12 protein-coding genes and 2 pseudogenes are annotated in these 19,175 nt (G+C 44.6%); 2 read left to right on the top strand and 12 right to left on the bottom strand.

Annotated features, from left to right (window positions below; all coding sequences use genetic code 11):
* The first annotated feature begins 238 nt into the window (after window positions 1-238).
* Complete coding sequence (locus ACRQ5D_RS24895) at window positions 239-2,605, top strand: ABC transporter permease (RefSeq protein WP_091163994.1); 2,367 nt, start codon at window positions 239-241, stop codon at window positions 2,603-2,605.
* Between the two features lie 457 nt (window positions 2,606-3,062).
* Here ACRQ5D_RS24895 and ACRQ5D_RS24890 read toward each other — a convergent pair whose 3' ends face one another.
* Genes ACRQ5D_RS24890 through ACRQ5D_RS24865 form a run of 6 tightly spaced genes read right to left on the bottom strand, consistent with a single transcriptional unit; the run spans window position 3,063 to window position 12,183 of the window.
* Window positions 3,063-3,986 (bottom strand): hypothetical protein, encoded by a 924-nt coding sequence (locus ACRQ5D_RS24890; RefSeq protein ID WP_432326952.1) that lies wholly within the window; start codon window positions 3,984-3,986, stop codon window positions 3,063-3,065.
* The gene (locus ACRQ5D_RS24885; RefSeq protein WP_432326951.1) at window positions 3,946-5,799 is read right to left on the bottom strand and encodes a sugar-binding domain-containing protein; all 1,854 of its coding nucleotides are present in this window, start codon (window positions 5,797-5,799) and stop codon (window positions 3,946-3,948) included. Before ACRQ5D_RS24885 ends, ACRQ5D_RS24890 begins: the two co-directional genes overlap by 41 nt.
* Entirely contained in the window at window positions 5,796-7,442 is a 1,647-nt protein-coding gene (locus ACRQ5D_RS24880; protein ID WP_256337365.1) for a glycoside hydrolase, read from the bottom strand. Before ACRQ5D_RS24880 ends, ACRQ5D_RS24885 begins: the two co-directional genes overlap by 4 nt.
* 40 nt (window positions 7,443-7,482) lie before the next feature.
* A complete protein-coding gene (locus ACRQ5D_RS24875; protein WP_091163996.1) occupies window positions 7,483-9,048 on the bottom strand; it encodes a RagB/SusD family nutrient uptake outer membrane protein in 1,566 nt (521 codons plus the stop codon).
* A gap of 19 nt (window positions 9,049-9,067) precedes the next feature.
* Window positions 9,068-11,692 carry a SusC/RagA family TonB-linked outer membrane protein gene (locus tag ACRQ5D_RS24870; protein WP_432329858.1) on the bottom strand — a complete coding sequence of 875 codons (2,625 nt, stop codon included), beginning with the start codon at window positions 11,690-11,692 and terminating at the stop codon, window positions 9,068-9,070.
* Window positions 11,692-12,183 carry a carboxypeptidase-like regulatory domain-containing protein gene (locus tag ACRQ5D_RS24865; protein WP_431200674.1) on the bottom strand — a complete coding sequence of 164 codons (492 nt, stop codon included), beginning with the start codon at window positions 12,181-12,183 and terminating at the stop codon, window positions 11,692-11,694. The genes ACRQ5D_RS24870 and ACRQ5D_RS24865 overlap by 1 nt, the downstream gene beginning before the upstream one ends.
* 848 nt (window positions 12,184-13,031) lie before the next feature.
* On the opposite strand from ACRQ5D_RS24865, the gene ACRQ5D_RS24860 reads away from it, so the two are divergent.
* Window positions 13,032-13,940 (top strand): AraC family transcriptional regulator, encoded by a 909-nt coding sequence (locus tag ACRQ5D_RS24860; protein WP_090527495.1) that lies wholly within the window; start codon window positions 13,032-13,034, stop codon window positions 13,938-13,940.
* Between the two features lie 36 nt (window positions 13,941-13,976).
* Here ACRQ5D_RS24860 and ACRQ5D_RS24855 read toward each other — a convergent pair whose 3' ends face one another.
* The 6 genes and pseudogenes from ACRQ5D_RS24855 to ACRQ5D_RS24830 all read right to left on the bottom strand — a co-directional run bounded on the left by ACRQ5D_RS24855 (window position 13,977) and on the right by ACRQ5D_RS24830 (window position 19,121).
* Window positions 13,977-14,315 (bottom strand): zinc ribbon domain-containing protein YjdM, encoded by a 339-nt coding sequence (locus tag ACRQ5D_RS24855; protein WP_090527498.1) that lies wholly within the window; start codon window positions 14,313-14,315, stop codon window positions 13,977-13,979.
* A 375-nt stretch (window positions 14,316-14,690) separates the two neighbouring features.
* A pseudogene (gene thiD, locus ACRQ5D_RS24850) lies at window positions 14,691-15,520 on the bottom strand (bifunctional hydroxymethylpyrimidine kinase/phosphomethylpyrimidine kinase).
* Between the two features lie 9 nt (window positions 15,521-15,529).
* The gene (moeB, locus tag ACRQ5D_RS24845) at window positions 15,530-16,591 is read right to left on the bottom strand and encodes a HesA/MoeB/ThiF family protein (protein ID WP_091164003.1); all 1,062 of its coding nucleotides are present in this window, start codon (window positions 16,589-16,591) and stop codon (window positions 15,530-15,532) included.
* 4 nt (window positions 16,592-16,595) lie between these two features.
* A pseudogene (thiH, locus tag ACRQ5D_RS24840) lies at window positions 16,596-17,706 on the bottom strand (2-iminoacetate synthase ThiH).
* On the bottom strand, window positions 17,699-18,466 hold the full coding sequence (locus tag ACRQ5D_RS24835; protein ID WP_091164007.1) for a thiazole synthase: 768 nt from the start codon (window positions 18,464-18,466) through the stop codon (window positions 17,699-17,701). The pseudogene thiH and the gene ACRQ5D_RS24835 overlap by 8 nt, the downstream one beginning before the upstream one ends.
* A gap of 10 nt (window positions 18,467-18,476) precedes the next feature.
* The gene (locus ACRQ5D_RS24830; protein ID WP_091164009.1) at window positions 18,477-19,121 is read right to left on the bottom strand and encodes a thiamine phosphate synthase; all 645 of its coding nucleotides are present in this window, start codon (window positions 19,119-19,121) and stop codon (window positions 18,477-18,479) included.
* Window positions 19,122-19,175: the final 54 nt, after the last annotated feature.

Below are 19,175 nucleotides of genomic sequence, written 5' to 3'. Positions count from 1 at the left end.
TTCGATCCGTTACCGGCATTAATTATTGCGTAGTGGTAAAGATCCTAAATTAATCGGAAAATTAATGGGGATGTATTATTTATCAAAGATAGGCCGGTTTACAATTTCTGATGTAAAAGTATAAACAATGTATTACGGTGTTGTGCAATACCGCAATACATTGTTTTAGCAGAAAAAAGAAAAACAGTGCAACTAAAACCTTAATGCCGGCGTCTTATGATTATTAAAGCCTGATCATATGTTAAAAAACTACTTAAAGATTACCTGGCGCAACCTCTTACGTCAAAAAACATTCTCCCTGATCAATATCCTCGGATTGACAATAGGCATGGCCAGCGCAGCGCTGATTTTGTTGTGGATCCAGAATGAGGTTAGCTATGATCAGTTCCATGAAAAACGGGAACGTCTTTACTCTGTATATAACCGCTCTAAATTTGACGGTAAATTATGGAGCTGGGAAACCACTCCTAAAATCATGGGTAAGGTGATGAAAGCGGAACTGCCCCAACTGGAAAAAGTAGCCAGGGTAACTGATGCCAGTTTTTTGTTTAGCATTGGCGATAAACGTTTGACTGCAACAGGCGATTTTACTGATCCGGATTTTCTTTCCATGTTTAGTTTTCCATTAATTAATGGAGACCCCAAGACCGCTTTGAACGATCTTCATAGCATAGTTATCACTGAAAAGTTTTCAAAGAAACTTTTCGGAGAGGAAAATGCGCTCGGCAAAACAGTTAAAATAGATAGTAACGCTTATTTTAAAGTGACGGGGGTGATGAAAGACCTGCCGAATAATACCCGGTTTGATTTTGAATACCTTATTCCCTGGTCATATCTAAAAAAGATAGGGCAGGATGATGAATACTGGGGCAATAACTCCATCCAAACGTTTGTTCTTTTAAAACCCGGCGTAACGGAAGCTCATGCTGATGCCGCTGTATTGAACTTTACCAGGAACCATTCCGATACCAAGGATATTCAGCAGTTTTTGCACCCCGCAACCAAATGGCACCTGTATTCGCAGTTTAAGGATGGGGTGATAGTTGGTGGGAGAATTGAACGTGTCAGGGTATTTTCACTGATCGCTGTACTGATCCTCGTTATTGCTTGTATAAATTTCATGAATTTAAGTACGGCCAGGAGCGAGACGCGTGCAAGGGAGGTAGGTATCCGTAAAACTGTAGGCGCATTAAGGGGCTCGTTAATCTGGCAGTTTTTAGGTGAATCTGTTTTGATTGCACTTATTGCCGGTATTTTTGCTATCGTCATTGTACAAATCAGTATGTCGGGTTTCAACCAGCTTACCCAAAAGCAATTATATGTACCATATAGTAATCCCTACTTTTGGCTCACCGCAATTGGATTTATACTGGTAACCGGTATAATTTCAGGAAGTTACCCTGCATTGTACCTGTCGTCATTCAAGCCTGTAGCTGTACTGAAAGGTACTTTTAAGGCGGCAAATGCTTTGGTTACACCGCGTAAATTGCTGGTGGTCATTCAGTTTACTTTTGCGGTGGTATTGATCATTTGTACCATCATTATCCGCCAGCAATTACAATACGCCCAGGACAGGGATACGGGGTATAAGAAAGATAACCTTGTTTACACATTTATGTCCGGCGAGATCTCGAAGCACTATCAATCCATCAGAAATGAATTGCTTTCCAGTGGTGCTGCAACTTCTGTGTCCAGAACAAATTCGCCTATAACCCAGCGATACAGCGATAGCTGGGGTTTTAACTGGCCAGGTTCACAGCCCAAGAACAAGGTTGATTTTATTATTTACACTTCGGACGGAAACCTTATTAAAACCATGGGCCTTAAGCTTGTTGCAGGCAGGGATATCGACCCGGTAAACTACCCGACAGATTCAACCGCCATGCTGGTGAATGAGGCTTCGGTGAAGATCATGAACCTGAAAGATCCGGTTGGTAAATTAGTTACCCAGGGCGAGGGTAAAGACATCAAAACATGGCATATTGTTGGAGTTATCAAAGACTTTATTATAAGCTCGCCTTATGAACCTGTACAACATATGCTGATTGAAGGCCCCAGTTCCTGGTTCAATATCATTCACTACAAGCTTAATAACGCTAATTCGACAAAAGAAAACCTGCGTCGCGCTGAAGCTATATTTAAGAAATACAACCCGGATTACCCGTTTGAATATAGTTTTGTTGACCAGGAGTACGCCAAGAAGTTTGGCGATGAGCAGCGTATCGGGACTTTGGCCAGCCTGTTTGCCGGATTGACAATCGTTATATCCTGTCTCGGACTTTTTGGCCTGGCGGCTTACATGGCGCAAAACCGTATCAAAGAAATCGGCATCAGAAAAGTGCTTGGCGCATCTGTTGCCAGCGTGACCACATTGCTTTCCAGGGATTTTCTGAAGCTGGTCATAATCTCATTTTGCATCGCTGCGCCAATAGCGTGGTATTTAATGTTCCAATGGTTGAAAGGATATAGTTACCGGATTTCCATTAATATCTGGGTATTTGTAATCGCCGCCGCGCTGACATTGCTGATTTCTGTTTTGACAGTAAGCTACCAGGCAATCAAGGCTGCATTAACAAATCCGGTGAAAAGTTTGAAAGGGGAATAACACCTTCATTACGGGTTGTTGCATTCTCATTACCATAAAGACAATAGTAACTGCCCGGTGAAGGGCCTGTTTTGAATTTACTACCCCAAAAAGTTAGGTACTATTTGGGGGCGTTTTTATGCATAAAACAGAAGTGATCGCTTCTGCTAAGCCCAAAATGTTAGTTGGATTCTGAACTTCATCAGCAATCCCAATCAAGAACGAGATCTACACAGCCAAGCCAGTACGATGGGTAGTTACAAGGTCGGTTTACGGGTTTGGTTAACCAAGCCTGGCGAATGCCAGCCTTAATTACCGCTTCGGCAAGCTGAAAGAAGCGGTTAAGAAAAACAAACGGAGTATCAGTGATGACGATGTTCAGGGAGCGCCTTCGGGGAACTAAGAGCATTTAACGAATACAAACAGGCGGAGGGGGCCGCCTGTTTGTTGATAACCTTTCCGTATTCCAGGTTCGGTTTTAGTTATCTAATAACCTGCGCAGATCGCCCGCACTGATCTCCTGTACCGGCTGGAATGTATTTCCGGCCGCATAATGTAACAAGCTGTATCGGAGCTGCCTTGCCGCTGCCCGTTCCGTTAATTGACTATGAAGATCCATTGTACAAAGAATTAAGCTCCCCGAACCAACCTTGAATTCAACCAGCGTTGCCAGGTTACGGTTCCTGAAAAAGTTATCGATCACCCGGACTATCGGCGTTGCAGGAGCTCCTAATTTATCAAGTATCAGCGACCGGGAACGGGTCACCAGGTCCCACCATTGCCAATCCGTATAAAAGTCTGTAGGGAAATCAGCCAGGGCGTTACTTTTCTTGTCGATGAGCAGGCCCATACTGCCTGGTTGATCGGGGAAGTGGACCGGGCTCCAGAAAACAGGAGCGAAACGGCCGTCGATACCTTTAACGTTGGCGGTATCCGGATTAAGCAATACTTTTCGCCCCGCTTGCAGATAACTAAGGGCACTGTCGATGGATGTAGTAAAGATAACGTTACTAAAAGATTCCGGCTTTTTATCTGGGTAAACCCAAATTTTCCAGTAATTAGTATAACCGGTATTGGCTATGCTCACAGTGATCTGTAATTCACAAGCCCGGTCGATTTTGCTGAGATCTATCGAGAAACTTCCCGCAGAAGCGTTGCCAATAGCGATAGACTGCCGGCCAAGCGAACCACGGAGATTAAAGTGCTTATCTGATGAAATTGCTGACCAGAGAACTTCGCCATTTATTTGCCGGTCGCTATAGTTGGCAATTTCGGCAGCAGCATAAAAATGCTCATTATTGCTGTAGGCAGCTTTTTCAAAACGGATCAATGGCACCACCGGCCCACAGAATTTGCTAAAGTCAGTCGACGAGAACCAATCCTTTACTATCCCAGAAAGCATTTAAAATCCCAACGAGTGCTGTTCCCTGTCCCGGAAAATCATGAAGGTCAAGCAATTGAAACCCGCCAACACCTTTGGTTTTCAACGCGCGTTCAATTTCTTCTTTGTAAAGCTGAACAGCCAGTGTTCCGCTGGCTTTAAGATAATCGGGGGCTAATCCAAGCATTCCTTTTTTGCGGAGGTTGTTCCGTACCGCCTCAAAGTTAGATGGCCGCAGAACCCCTGTATACTTTTTTATTTCTTCAAGATCCGGATAAACAGAATACTGGCCCACTTCGTGAATAATAAGGGGCACCGTTGTCCCTTTCAGCGCTTTACTGTAATCTGTCTTAAAATCGGGCGGGTTGGTGTTAAAAATACCCTGTCCCCGTACCCATCCTTTTTCCGTGTACTGGGTAATAAAATAATCATCGGCAGGATCCGGATTTTTGCCATGCCCTTTTTGAAAACTGAAGGTGGTTGTGGTGTATAAATGCCGGTTGTCTTCCTGCTTTAACTTACGCACCAGTTTCTCCAGCCATCCAAAATCCCCCTCCAGTTCATTACCCATGCTCCAAAAACAAAATGAAGGGTGGTTGCCATAATTCCGGATAATATTTTCGGCTTCCTGTTCCAGGTAAGTCAATGTTTTTGGGTCTTTGCCCACAGTTAGTACCCATAGCGGCAGCTCAACATGCAGGTAAAAACCCAGCGAGTCGGCCACCTGAAATGCTGCTTCGGGCGGGCACCATGAATGAAAGCGAAGATGGTTCAGTCCGTAAGCTTTAGCGGTTTTAAACACCTTCAGCCAGCCGGCTGTATTCATTGGCGGGTGGCCTTCCAGCGGAAAAATATTGCATTCAAGCGTACCGCGCAGAAAAAGCGGACGATCATTGATACGAAGCTCGTTCCCGGTCGCGTTAATATCCCTGAAGCCAAAACTTTGAGTCCTGGCATCCAAAACTTGTCCCTTGCTGTCAATTACTTCCGTGCGAAGACTGTATAGGCGCGGATGAAATTCGTCCCATGATTGCGCCTCCGGAACCTGGAGGCTAATTTCCTCCTGATTATGTTGAATAACAGTTGGGCTGGTTTGTTTAACGATCTTTTTTCCGGAAAGGAGGAAAGCCCGCAGATAAGTATCGCCACTATGGGAACCGCCCAGGCTGATAGCCGCCTTTACGCTGTGATTGGCCAGCGAGGAGTATACCTGTACCTGGTTAATAACTTGTTTGCCTATGTCGATCAGCTGCATCTTTCCGATAACGCCGTTCCAAATGATCTGTGTACCGTCGGTGTAGGCATGGGCAAAGTCATTTACGCTGATGTCATGCTGCTTGCGATTGTCTACGCGAATGGTGATCACATGTTTGCCTGCTGCCAGAGGGCCTAATTTGAAAACTTGTGGTGCAATCAGGCTTTCCTGTGTCCCGGCTGGTTTGCCATCTATCCAACAATCGGTTTTCCAGATCACCCTTTCAAGCGACAGCAGGGCGTTGGCCATCCGGCTGGTTAGATTTATGCTGCGCTGATACCAAACGGCACCGGTGTACCTGTGTTTTCTGGACAGATGCAGCATGATGTCCTTGCTCAGCACAGTTGTATCCACCTTTACAGGCGCTCCGATACCGGCGTCATCTAAGGTGCCAGGCAGCCATATGCTATTAGTAAATTGCTGTTGCTGCCATTTCTGATCCAAACCTTTGTCGAGCGAATCGAGTCTGTACAGCCATTTGCCGGCAACCGGGATTGGTTTAACCTGCGCCGAAATGGTGGAACTTGCTACCAGTGCCGCGAGCAAGAAAAATGTTTTTTTTAAAGAATACTGCATCATTGATAGTGAGCGGTTAAAGTAGTAACAGAACGGGGCTCAAGTGTTATTGTCCCGACGGGAGTTGTTGATTTTTTAAGATTTTTGAGAGCTGTTGTGGTGTACATATCAAATGTATTTCCGGCCAATTGTGAACCACCCGGATCAACCGTGTATTGTTTGCTTTCGGTACTCATATTTATCAGCACAATAACCAATTGTTTTGAAGCGGGATCTTTGTATGCGGAAACCATTTGTGTTCCTGTTGCCAGTACAGCATCGGTAACATCGCTTAATGCTGCATTTACGCGGATCATCCCCGGTCTGATAAACCGTGAATAATTTCCCAAACACCACAATTGTTTTGAATCACTAACCAGGCCATTTGTTTTCATGCTGTTCAGGTCATATCCACCAGATGGGTCGTTAATGTATACAAGCCCGTCACTATAATTATAAGTATCAACGGCAAGCCACCACTGCCATGAAGTTACATTGGCCACCGTAAGGTCATGATGAATAACTTTGGCCACATACAAGCCGTAATCAATACCGGTATTTTTCGGGTAACCATTTAACTGACCACAAATATCGCCTAATATACCAAACTCTGACTGCCAAAGATGAAGACTTGGGTCAACAGCCTTTTGCTTATCTGCTGCGTGTTGCCGGTAACTGATCAAATCGGCGCCCGGACAGGTAGTAAAATAACTGTGTGCTGATAGTAAGTGCTCCATCGAGGGGACATCGCCTATATAATTAGCGGAGCTTTTGTTAAAGAACTGGTTGAGCTGATCGCCGCGACCATCGCTGTTGTTAGCATCCAGCGAATTCCATTGATTGGCTTCACCAAGACATATCGTAGTTGCTAAGCCGGCAGCTTTCATCTTCGGGCCCAACAGGCGTATAAAGTCTGCAATTTCAGCATTGGTAGCACCAGTGCCTTCCTGCGATGGATTTTCTCCCCAATTCCACTGAGGTTCATTAAAGGGGCTGAGATAATTAAAAGGGGTACTGCTTGATTCAAAATGCTTTAAAACGCTAACCAGAAAATCTGCAAAAGCATTTTTCTTGCTTTCTGTCAGGTTCAGATGACTGTTAGCCAAACCATAAGCTTTATTATTTTGCGTGAACTGTACCGGTGGCGAAACAGAAAATGCCAGGAAGTTTTTTACACCACGTGCTTTCGCCGCCGACAGGAACCATTGCTGGCCTGCTTGTTTGTTCCAGTTATAATTATTATTTGCATCCAGAAAGCATTCTTCCCGGCGAAACTCATCCGGTATTCCGCTATCCGCACCTTGTTCATAGCTCCCGGCGCCGATGTTGAAGCGCCAAAGTGTAAGGCCAATACCTTTGGGATTGCCCTGTTGATCGGCTTCCATGCTGAACAGGTAATCAGCAATCTGATTCTTTTTGGTAACATCATTCCACTTTCCGATGAATTTGGTTGTCCAGCAATCAGAGGCACCAAAGCTTTGCATCGTTTGCTGCTCATTTCCCAAATTGATAGTGATGCGGGCCGGGCCGGTATTGCATATATTAACGCCATTAACGATGCAACCGTCGTCTCCTTTTTTAATTCCTGTTTTTTTAGCGCAGCTGAATGAGTTTGATACCCCCAGCATTACCATGAACAGCAGTGCTGATCGCAAATTTATTTTCATAATAGTTATTTAAAGACGCCGGCATGCCGGCGGCTATCTGCTAATATCCCGGGTTTTGTGTGATCTTTCCGTTCGAGGCAATAATTTCCTTTGATGGGATAGGCCATAGATTATGTGTTCCTGCAATAAAATTAGCACCCTTATTTTGAGGCTCGTTCAGGTTCTTAGTTTCATATGGGTCTTTGCTTTGTTGTGTATTGTATTTAACAAAACTTCCGTTCGGTCCTAAAATGCTGTTGATCACTGGTTGTCCGCTTTGATCTTTCCATCGCCTGATGTCATACAAACGATCTCCTTCCAGGGCCATTTCGAGCCTGCGCTCCAATCGCACAGCGTTGATGAGGTTCCAGCCGGTAAGTGTCATATCGGTAGTGAGGCCAACGCGGTTCCTAACCGCACGCATTGACTGTAAAGCCTGGGCCGACTGCTGCTGCATAGCGGCAGCTTCAGCATTCATCAGGTAAACGTCTGCCAGCCTCAGGTAAATATGATCTTTTGAAAAGCGGCCGTTCGGTGTTCTTTCACCGCGAGGTACATAAACTTTTCGGTTGTACCTGGCAGATTTACATTGTGCCGGATTGGCATTGAATGAGGTATTGGCCGGATCGCCGGCAACCGGGAAGCCCTGGCGCATGATCGTCCAGTTTAACCTTACACTGTCTGCCTGAGATTTAAAGGCATTTTCAAGATCGCTGGTTGGCGTAAAATATCCCCATCCGCCTTCGGTCCCAGGCATGGAGGTTGTAGGAAAAATGTTGCCCAGGTTTGGATATTGGGTAGAATACTGATATTGTATTTCAAAAATAGACTCAGGTCCGTTATGATTAGTTGTTTGCCATATATTACCAAAAAACGTTTCCAGGTTGTATTCACCAGAGCTGATGATCTGGCCGGTCAGATTTTGAGCTCCTGCCCAATCTTCGGTATACAGGTCAATCTTGGCCAGCAGTGCTTGCGCTGCTCCCTTTGATACGCGGAACTTATCTGTGGCGCTATACTGTGATTTATTCGGTAAAATGCTAATAGCACTATTAAGATCTTGTTTAATGAAATTGTACACATCGGCGGCGCTGGTCCTGCTGTAGGTATTTTCCTGAGGGCCCAGTGTCTTAGTGATCAGCGGAATCCCGCCCCAGTTTCTTACCAGCTCAAAATATTGGAAAGCCCGCAGAAACTTAATCTCGGCGATAAGCTTCTGTTTGGTAGCGTCGTCAATCTGCGATTTCTGAATGCCTTCAATCGTAGCATTGAAAATATAAATGCTTTTGTAGATCTCGATCCAGTGTGCCTCAATACGATCATTTTCGGCATTTAATGTGTAATGCGCGGCCTGTACTGCCGTGCCCTGCCCACCGTTGATACCGATCCACTCATTATCGGAGGCGGCCTCGCCGCCTACTTGCTTCCACCATTGCGTCTGCCACCAGTCGTCAAAGTCAATGTATTTGTAGCATGCAATCGTTGCGCCACTGGCTTCATCAACTGTATTATAAAAAGTATTGGCCTGTATAGCGTTACCATAAGGTTCCTGATCCAGGAAAGTCTTTTTGCAAGCGCTCATGCCGGCAATAACCAGTACGAGCAATATATATTTCAAGTGTTTCATTGTTGTTTACTGCTAAGTCTTAAAAATTCGCGTTAAATCCGATATTGAAGAATTTGGGGATCGGGTTCTGTCCGTTGTCAATGCCATACCTCAGTACACCCGCAAATGGTACTTCAGGGTTTAGTCCGTCATATTTGGTAATGGTGAAGAGGTTTTGAGCAGATACGTAAATCCGCACTTTTGCCCGGCCGCCCAACGCTTTTTCAGGCACGGTGTAACCCAGTTGCAATAACTTATTGCGTACATAGGTGCCATCTTTGATAAAGAAACTGGAGTTTTTAGAGAAATTGCCGTTTGGATCACTCAAACTCAGCACAGGATAACTGTTCGTGCTGCCCGGACCTGTCCAAAATTTATTTTCTTTACCGCTGATGAAGTTATACCCGTAGATGGGGTTCATCCTTACCAGGTAATCATCAGCTACCTTATTGCCAAAGGACCCATAAAATTCCATACGGAAATCAAAGCCATGGTAAGAAGCCTGAAGGTTTAAGCCCGATGATAATTTAGGATATGGATTTCCGATCGATGTCCGGTCATTTAAGTCAATGGTATTATCGCCGTTAACGTTCGCGTACATAAAATCGCCGGGCCTCGCATTAGGCTGCAATACAGTGCCGTTAGGGCTTTTATAGTTCTGTACGTCCTGGGCTGTTTGGAAAACACCGAGTACCTTATAACCGTAATAGCCGCCTAAAATATCACCGGCAGCCGTTTTGGTCCTTCGGGTAGACTGAAATACGTCGTTGGATATTTCGTCATACAGGATCTGTCCCTTTAAGTCAACCGCTTTGGAAATGAAATGCTGTACTGTAAGACCAACACCGAAAGAAACACCACCTATTTTGTCTTTATAATTAATGGCTGCTTCCCAACCGCTGGTACGCATGGTACCTACGTTAGTATAAACTGTTGGGATATATCCCTGCGGATAGCCCAGCGAGGGTTGTACCGGGAGATAAAGCAACATATCTTTAGGCGAGCGCCAGTATTTATCAGCGGTTATGGATAATTTATTATTGAAGAAGTCCGCATCAAAGCCGATGGTCACGTCCTGTGTTGTTTCCCATTTGATATTTGGGTCTGGTACATTAGAGGGAACATAGCCATAAACCCGGCTGTTTGCGCCATTGATATAATCTGATAAGCCCAGAGTACTTTCGTATGCGCCTGGCGAGCCTGGTAAATTGCCTCCCACACGGCCAAATGATCCGCGCAATTTGAGGTAGTTCAGCCCTTTGATGTTCTTCATAAATGACTCGTTTGAAATCACATAAGCACCCGAAACGGTTGGAAAATAACCCCAGCGATTGGCGGGTGATAACATTGATGAACCATCTGCCCGGAAAGAGCCGGCAATGAAATAGGTTTCATTAAAATCATAAGATACGCGGGCAAAGTAAGAGCTCATTTTACCGAAGGGCCCCGCGCCGGGTTGATGAGAGCCGGATCCGTCGGCAAGCGTTGCGCCGGCAGAAATGTAGTGATAAGGCTCCGCATCATAAGGAATATCCTGGCGGTACACGTAAGTGTTATTATATGTATAGTTATCGGCAGACTGACCTATCAAAACATTGTAATGATGCTTGTTGATACTACCAATGTAATTGATCGTATTATCCAATTGCCAGCGGTAGTTGATCACCGAGTTTTGGGATGCGCCTGATATATCACTGCGATCTTGCGGATCGATATAGTATTTAGGTTGGTAATTAGTCTGGTTTATTGAGTTATAAAAGCCAGAAATACTGCTTCTCAACGTCAGGCCTTTAATTGGTTTGATTTCAAGATAGGAGGAACCCTGTGTGCCGAATAATCGTGATTGGTTAAAATCACGGGCCATGGCAGCCAGGGGATTATTGATATTATTAAAATTGGAACGCGTAAACTGGCTGTAAACCGGGTTATAGGCAGTGAAGCTCCAGCTGGGATTGGTTGCTGCATAGGCGTTAACAGCCGTTTGCGTCTCGGCAGCAGACCTGGTTGCTGCTACGTTGGGTGCAATAGACATGATGTTGAACAGGCTGGTACCACCACCGTCACCATATCGCTCCATCCGCGGTGCAAGGCTGACACCAAATTTGAATACTTTTGAAATTTCGTAATCGATGTTAAACCTGGTGGTGATTTTTTGATAGTCAGCAGTACCACGCTGTGCGGCAAAGTTGCTGGTTTGATCAAAATACCCGGCGCTTCCATAAAAGGTGAGCCCGTTTTTTGATCCGGATGCGCTGACATTATAGTTATGTGTGTAAGCTTTTTTGGTTGCCTCATTCCACCAATCAGTATTAACACCTGTCACCGCTCCATTGGCCGGAAGGGTCTGGTTGTTATTGGCATAGATCTGGCGGTAATGGCTTACAAACTCGTCTGTCTGTGCAAGTTTCGGGTTTACCCAATAATTCATGCCCGAAGTTCCATTAAAATTGATCTGCGTTTTCTCTTTCCCTCTTTTTGTGGTAACCAACAAAACACCGGCTCCGCCACGGGAACCATAAATAGCAGTAGCTGCCGCATCTTTCAGCACGTCGATCTTATCAATATCTGACGGGTTGATGTCATTAAGGCCGCCGAATGAGGTGATCACGCCGTCAACAACAATGAGCGGATCGCTGGACCCTGTGATTGTGGAGAAGCCCCTGATCAGCAGCTTCGGTTGCGCGCCAGGATTGCCGCCCCCTGAAATACCTGCAGGCCGGGGACTTTACCTTGAATAGCATCTGCAACATTACTGGTGGTGGTTGGGGCAATGTCTTTAGTCCCGACAGAAGACACCGCTGTAGTTACGCTTTTGCGGGTAATGGTTTGGTATCCAATTACCACAGCCTCATTAAGCTGATTGTCGGCAGGGTTAAGTGTTACCTCATAAGTTTCTCGGTCATCCACCGGAACCTCTTTGGCTTGGAAACCAAGGTAAGAGAATACCAGTATGTCACCTTTGCTTGCTCTGATCTGGAACTGACCCGCTGCGTCGGTTACAGAACCGGTTTTTGTGCCCTTAAGCAAAATGCTTACGCCAATAAGCGTTTGATGCGTGTTATCTGTTACACGTCCTTTTACGGCTTTGGTTTGGGCGAAAACCAGGCTGCAAAGTGGTAACAATAACACTAATGTTAGTGTAAATTTTGTTCTCATAATTGGGTTATTTTGGGTTATTAAGGATGACAAATCTAATGGCAATCGGATCGTTGAGTATAGACGATATGATGTAATACATGGATAATATTCTGATTGTTATTGTATTTAGCCGTTTTGCTGCTTATTGGATAATAAAAACCTATGTCTTTTTTCTGCCATTTGGAGCCATATGGTGTTATTTTATTCTTTTAGTTAAAAAAACGGAAGGCGGGCATTCATGAGGTTGGTTGTTCTATATGGATAATTTTACTATTTAATTATAGGGTATGTCAGAGCCTTTCGAATGTGACATTGCTGATTAAAATGAATGCGTAGTGGCGCATTAAATTATAGGAAGGAGAAAATTGAAGGGAATGAAACAAATGTTAAATGATTTCGGTTGGTCCTGTTTGATAAAAAGCACAAAAGTTTGCCATAAATAGCCGAACCAGAGGTACTCATCAAGCTTGTTTCTTATAAAAGCCTGACCTTATTTTCGCAATGAACGTAAAGTGTTTTAGCGGTCCGGCGATAGTTATATAGTCCATGTTTTTAATTTTTTCATCTATATAGAATGCCCTGTTATTAAATATTTTTGTGAATATCAATGTTGACCGACTAACAATTACAGATTGAAATCAATGAATATCAAATCCTGTCCATATCCTAAAAAATGGGGTAGGGCAGTATTTTAAAAGATAATAATTTAATGGATTTATGAAATTCAGCCGTTCAGAAATTTTACTTTTAATGTCAGTATCCGGCATTGATAACGGCTGTGGCAAAACAGTATCTATTCGCCTTTTAACACAGCATGTCTGCATTCGCAAACATGCGTAACCCGCGATAGGATTTAAATAAATCAAATGAATACATATTCAGCAAGTTACAAAAAAGATGGTTTTGAAGGTCAGCGAGCGATCGTGATACCCAAAACTATATTACAGCGGTTTTGTGAGGGAAATGCGGCTATACAAGGAGCATTTATAACGGATATTGGATACTATCCCAAGGCAAAATTCCATCGCAGGGAGCGATATACAGGTGCGGGGCAAAATATCCTGATTTATTGCGTTGACGGAAAAGGGATGGTTAAGATAGGCACTCATACTTATGAGATCAAGCCCGGCGACTTTTTTGTTATTCCTCATGGTGTTAAGCATTTTTATGAAACAAATGAAACCAGCCCCTGGACAATTTACTGGTGCCACTTCAAAGGCCCGCAAGCGGATGCTATAACAGAGCAAATTTATGTAAGGGACCAGAGTTTCCGGTACAGCATCGAATTTGACGGTGATCGGATCGCCCTTTTTGACAAGCTTTACGTATTTTTAGAACAGGGTTACAGTACAGAAAATCTTACTTACGTCAATTTACTGCTGCTGCAGTATTTAAGTTCCTTTTTGTTTAGGGACAAATATTATAAAACGAATTTAAACACACACTCCCAGCCGCAGGACAGATCTATTTTATTCATGCAGAAGAATCTGGATAAGACCCTAAGTTTAGCTGAGCTCGCGGCCTCGGTAAACCTATCGGTGAGTCATTATTCTGCATTATTTAAGAAAACCACAGGATTTTCTCCTATTGATTATTTTAATCATCTTAAAATACAAAAAGCCTGTCAGTACTTGCAGTTCACGGAATTGAGGATACGTGAAATAGCTTTTCGCATTGGCATTGATGACCCTCTTTATTTTTCAAGATTGTTTAACAGAACTATGGGATACGGTCCCAAAGAATACCGTAAAAGCCGATCTCCTTCCATTAAATAAGTACGTTTACCCGCTTTGAGCTAAATGTTTAAAAAATTATGCTTTCTTAACAAACTCTGATTTTAATGCCATAGCGCCAAACCCATCAATTTTACAATCGATGTTATGATCGCTGTCAACCAAACGGATGTTTTTAACCTTGGTCCCGGCTTTTATACTTTGAGAGGAACCACGTACCGGCAGGTTCTTTATGGTAACAACAGTATCTCCGTTCTGGAGAATATTTCCATTGCTATCCTTCACCACAAACAGATCTGAACTTACAGGATTATCTTGCGGGTTCCATTCGTGGCCGCATTCCGGACATATGAGCAGGTTATCCATTTCATAAGCATAGGGAGATTTACATATTGGGCAGGGGGCAAGTTCACTCATCTTTTGTAGTATTTGATTTTCATCGGCAAAGATAAAATTTTAAAAGATTTGCATTCGGCCATGTAGTATACATTTTTTCAGGCAAAACAATTGAAATAAGGAATGTACCATTACACTTTATTACTACCTGTTTTTTGGAGATTAAACCTAATTCATTTTTAATGCTCCATAAAAGCTTTCTGAATTGAAAAGGTATATCCTGAAACAGAAACAACCACATAAACGGAGCAATGCTTTTTATGTGGTTCTTAAATCGGTTGAGCTAATGGGATGTAAATAGCCCGTGCTGATGAAAATTAGAAATACCGTGGAGGCAAAGTGCAGTTTTTAATTACGGACCATTGCCGATTCTTTAACAATCTGATATATACGCCTTCAGAAATCGAGCTTCGCCAACTTACGCGGCTTAAAAAAATGATTCAGAGGCCCGGATCCCTCGCCGGTTTTTACATTCTGCCCTTCTTTGATGGCTATGTTAACGTAAACCCCGGCCGAAGCAATGGCTTCGGTTATGGATTGCCCTCGTGCTATATAAGCTGCGATAGCTGAAGCCAGTGTGCAACCTGTTCCGTGTGTGTTTAAGGAGTTTATAAAAGGGTAAGCGAAAGTTTTTCTTACACCTTGCCGATCAGCATATAGGTTGTAGAGTTCAAGCCCATCTAAGTGGCCGCCTTTTACAAGAACGGCCTGGCTACCTAAATCTAACAATGCTTCTGCCGCGTTTATCATATCATCAACATTGCCGGCATGTTTGCCCGTTAGTTGAGTTGTTTCATTCAGGTTTGGCGTGAGCAGGGTTACCATTGGAAAAAGTAGCTCCTTCATTGCAAGCAATGCTTCGTTATCTGCCAGTTGTTTTCCGCTGCTTGAGCTGATAACTGGGTCGAGGATGATGGGTAGCGGTTCGTGTTTTTTAAAACATCGGCTACCGCCTGCACAGTTTCCGCATTTGGCAGCATCCCGATCTTCACTGCCAAAGGCCGGATATCGCTCATTACTGCGCTGATCTGATTTTGTACCATTGCCGGCGGCACAACGTGAATGTCTGATATGCCAAGGGTATTTTGCGCGGTAATGGCAGTAATAGCTGAGGTGCCGTAACAACCCAGGGCGGCAAAGGTCTTCAGGTCTGCCTGAATGCCCGCACCGCCGCCGCTATCGGAGCCGGCGATGGTTAATACCGAACAATACTGATAATACTGCATAATCACGTTTTAAAAATTAAAAGCGTTAATGCCCCCTTTTAAACTGAAGGCCGCTATCCCCGACAAAGACCTGGTTTGCTGAGCAGCTATTTTACTGCGTTGGCCGGTTTGGCAAATAAATACCAGCTTTTTACCGCTTGGAAAAATATTAGCGTGTTCTTGCAAATCATAAAGCGGGATATTTATTCCTCCTATATTTTCATCGTCAAATTCATAGGTTTCACGCACATCAACCAGGTAAATTTCGTCGGGTGTTTCCGTGTGCCATTTTTTGAAGGTGTCGGAGTCGATTTCATTGGCAACCCTATCACTCTCAACCGGCTGAGATGTGCTAACCGGGAGTGAAGGTGTTGCGGCAGAAATTTTGAAAACACTGACGCTGTTGTCAAGCGCATTCAGGGTTAATAGTTTGCCAGATAATAGCTCCCCAATACCGCAAATCAACTTAATGGCTTCGTTGGCCATATAAGTACCTATTATACCGGGTAACACACCAATAACACCAATTTCGGCACAGTTGGGTACTTCATTTTCTGGTGGCGCTTCTGGAAATAGGTCACGATAGCCGGGGCCGCCCTGATGATTAAACACCGATACCTGTCCCTCAAATTTAAATATCGATCCAAATACCAACGGTTTGTTGAGCGCCGTACAAGTATCATTCACCAGGTAGCGGGTGGTGAAGTTATCAGAGCCATCTATCACCACATCAAAATTGCTTATCAGTTGTTGCGCATTGGCAGCAATAATCCTTTCGGTATAAGCTATCACCTCCACAAAGGGGTTAAGCTGGTTTAGTTTTTGTTTGGCTATCAAAGCCTTTGGCTGGTCAATATCAGCGGGAGCATATAATATTTGCCGGTGCAGGTTGCTGATATCAACCATGTCATCATCCACAATACCAATGGTGCCCACACCGGCTGCAACCAGGTATTGCAAAACCGGGCAACCTAAGCCGCCGGCACCTATCATCAACACCCGGGCTGCTTTTAGTTTTTCTTGTCCGTGCAGGCCCAGCTCGGGCAATATCATTTGCCGGTTGTATCTTTTCAGTTCTTCACGTTCCAGCATATCCTTAGGTTAAACAGTTATCCCAATCTTTCCAAACCGCCTCGTAACCCTGTTGAGCAATGATCTCTGCAATTTCCGCAGGACTGCGCTCGTCGGAAATTTCGAACTGCTCCAGCGACTCAGGCTCTACCGCGTACCCGCCCGGATTGGTTTTTGAACCGGCGCTTATAGAGGTAATACCCAACTTGATGATATTATTACGAAAGTTAGCCGATTCGCGTGTAGATATCGAAAGTTCAACCTCTTCGTTAAACAAACGATAAGCGCAGATCAGTTGTACCAGTTCGCGGTCATTCATTTCCACCTTTGGCTCGAGGCCGCCGCTAAAAGGTCTCAACCTCGGGAACGAAAGGCTGTATTTAGTTTGCCAGTATTTTTTTCGAGGTAATTAAGGTGCATCGCGGTGAAAAAACAATCAGTGCGCCAGTCTTCCAAACCAATTAAAACGCCCAGTCCCATTTTATGGATCCCGGCCTGGCCCAACCTGTCGGGCGTTTCCACCCGGTATTTAAAGTTTGATTTTTTGCCTTTGGGGTGGTGCTTTTTGTAATCCTCTTTATGATAAGTTTCCTGGTATACCAGCACGGTGTTAAGGCCATAAGGCGTTAGCTGCTGATAGTCTTCCAGGTCCATCGGTTGCACCTCCATCGAGATATGGGCAAAATGAGGCCTGATCAATTCGAGCGCTTTTTTAAAATAATCAACATGCACATTCACGTTGTCCTCGCCGGTTACCAGTAAAACATGCTCGTAGCCCATCTCTTTAATAACGGCCACTTCCTGCATAATTTCCATTGGCGAAAGCGTTTTGCGTTTTACCTTGTTATCGTAACTAAAGCCGCAATAAGTACAGATATTACTGCATTCGTTGGATAGATAAAGCGGTACATACATCTGTAGCACCTTACCAAAACGTTTCAGGGTCAGGCGCTGACTGATCTGCGCCATTTGCTCCAGGTAGGGGCTGCAGCCGGCGATACCAGGGCCTTAAAATCCTCCAAAGTTCGTTTATCGGCGGCCAGGGCGCGTTCAACATCCGCGCTGGTTTTAGCGTAGATACTGGCCTTGGTATCATCCCAGTTATAGGTTTCAAAAATGTCGTTAAAACTACTCATCTAAAAAAGAAGTTAGTGGACTACTTGCCATAGCATGTGATACCGGTTGTGCCAGTTTTGCTTCAAAAGCCATCCGGCCGGCTTCAACGGCCAGTTTAAATGCTTCGGCCATTTGTACAGGATTGCTTGCTACCGCTATGGCTGTATTTACCAGTACGGCTTCGGCACCTATTTCAAGCGCTTTGGCTGCATCAGACGGAGCACCTATACCCGCATCAACAATAACGGGTACGCTACTTTGGCTGATGATGATCTCTAAAAAATCGATGGTTTTAAGCCCCTTATTACTACCTATCGGCGATCCTAAAGGCATCACGGCCGCAGTACCGGCTTCTTCAAGCCTTTTACATAATACGGGGTCGGCATGGATATAGGGCAATACTATAAAACCCAGTTTCGCCAGTTCTTCGGTAGCTTTTAGGGTTTCTATAGGGTCGGGCATCAGGTATTTAGGATCGGGATGGATCTCCAATTTTATCCAGTTGGTTTCCAGCGCCTCGCGGGCAAGCTGGGCGGCAAACACAGCCTCCTTAGCATTCCGCACACCCGAGGTATTAGGCAGCAGGTTAATATGCGGATATTTTAAACGCAGCAACAGATCGTCATTGTCGTTGTTTTTTACATCAACACGCTTCAGGGCTACGGTTACCAGTTCAGAGCCTGAGGCCAGCAAAGCCTCCTCCATCATGGCAGGCGAGTTAAATTTGCCGGTGCCTGTAAATAAGCGCGACTGAAATGTTTTATCAGCGATGGTTAACATAGTGTTGATTTTAAGCTTCGTTAAACGAAGGTTGATTTAAATGATGGTATAATTCCGAAACCACTTGCCTGGCGTTAGTGGCGTGGGTGATGGCGCCGGACAGCGCAACACCATATATGCCGCTTTGTATGATCAGCGGTATATCGGCCGGCAAAATGCCGCCGATAGCAATTACCGGGATACTCATATTTACAAGACGCATCTGATCCATAATATCCCGATAACCGTCCATCCCCAAAATAGGGCTCAGCTTTTGTTTGGTAGTTGTAAAACGGTAGGGGCCAAGGCCGATATAGTCGGCACCCTCGGCAACGCGCTGTTTTACATGCGCAAATGTATTGGCCGTACCACCTATGATCATATCAGGGCCAACAATCTGACGGGCCTGTTGTATGGGCATATCCTGTAAACCCAGGTGCAGCCCATGGGCACCCGCCTTTTTTGCAATTTCAGGATGGTCGTTCACTATTAATCTGGCGCCGTACCCGTCACAAAGTTTAACGGCCTCGATGGCATATTGCAGAATGATATCTTCCGGTTGATCTTTAACCCTTAGCTGTACCCATTTACAACCGGCATCCAAAGCGGCTTTGATAGCGCCGGCATGTGTGCCGTTTTGCGGCTGTTGAGAGATATAATGCAGTTTATCAATCATGGATTTAATTGTTCGGTTTGTTTTTTAATGCTTATAAAATTGGAAACAGCCTGC

It is taken from the genome of Mucilaginibacter sp. P25 (assembly GCF_050859465.1).
Lineage (GTDB): Bacteria > Bacteroidota > Bacteroidia > Sphingobacteriales > Sphingobacteriaceae > Mucilaginibacter > Mucilaginibacter gossypii.
Note: the sequence above shows the minus strand (reverse complement) of the source record. Positions and strands in the feature narration are given on the sequence as shown.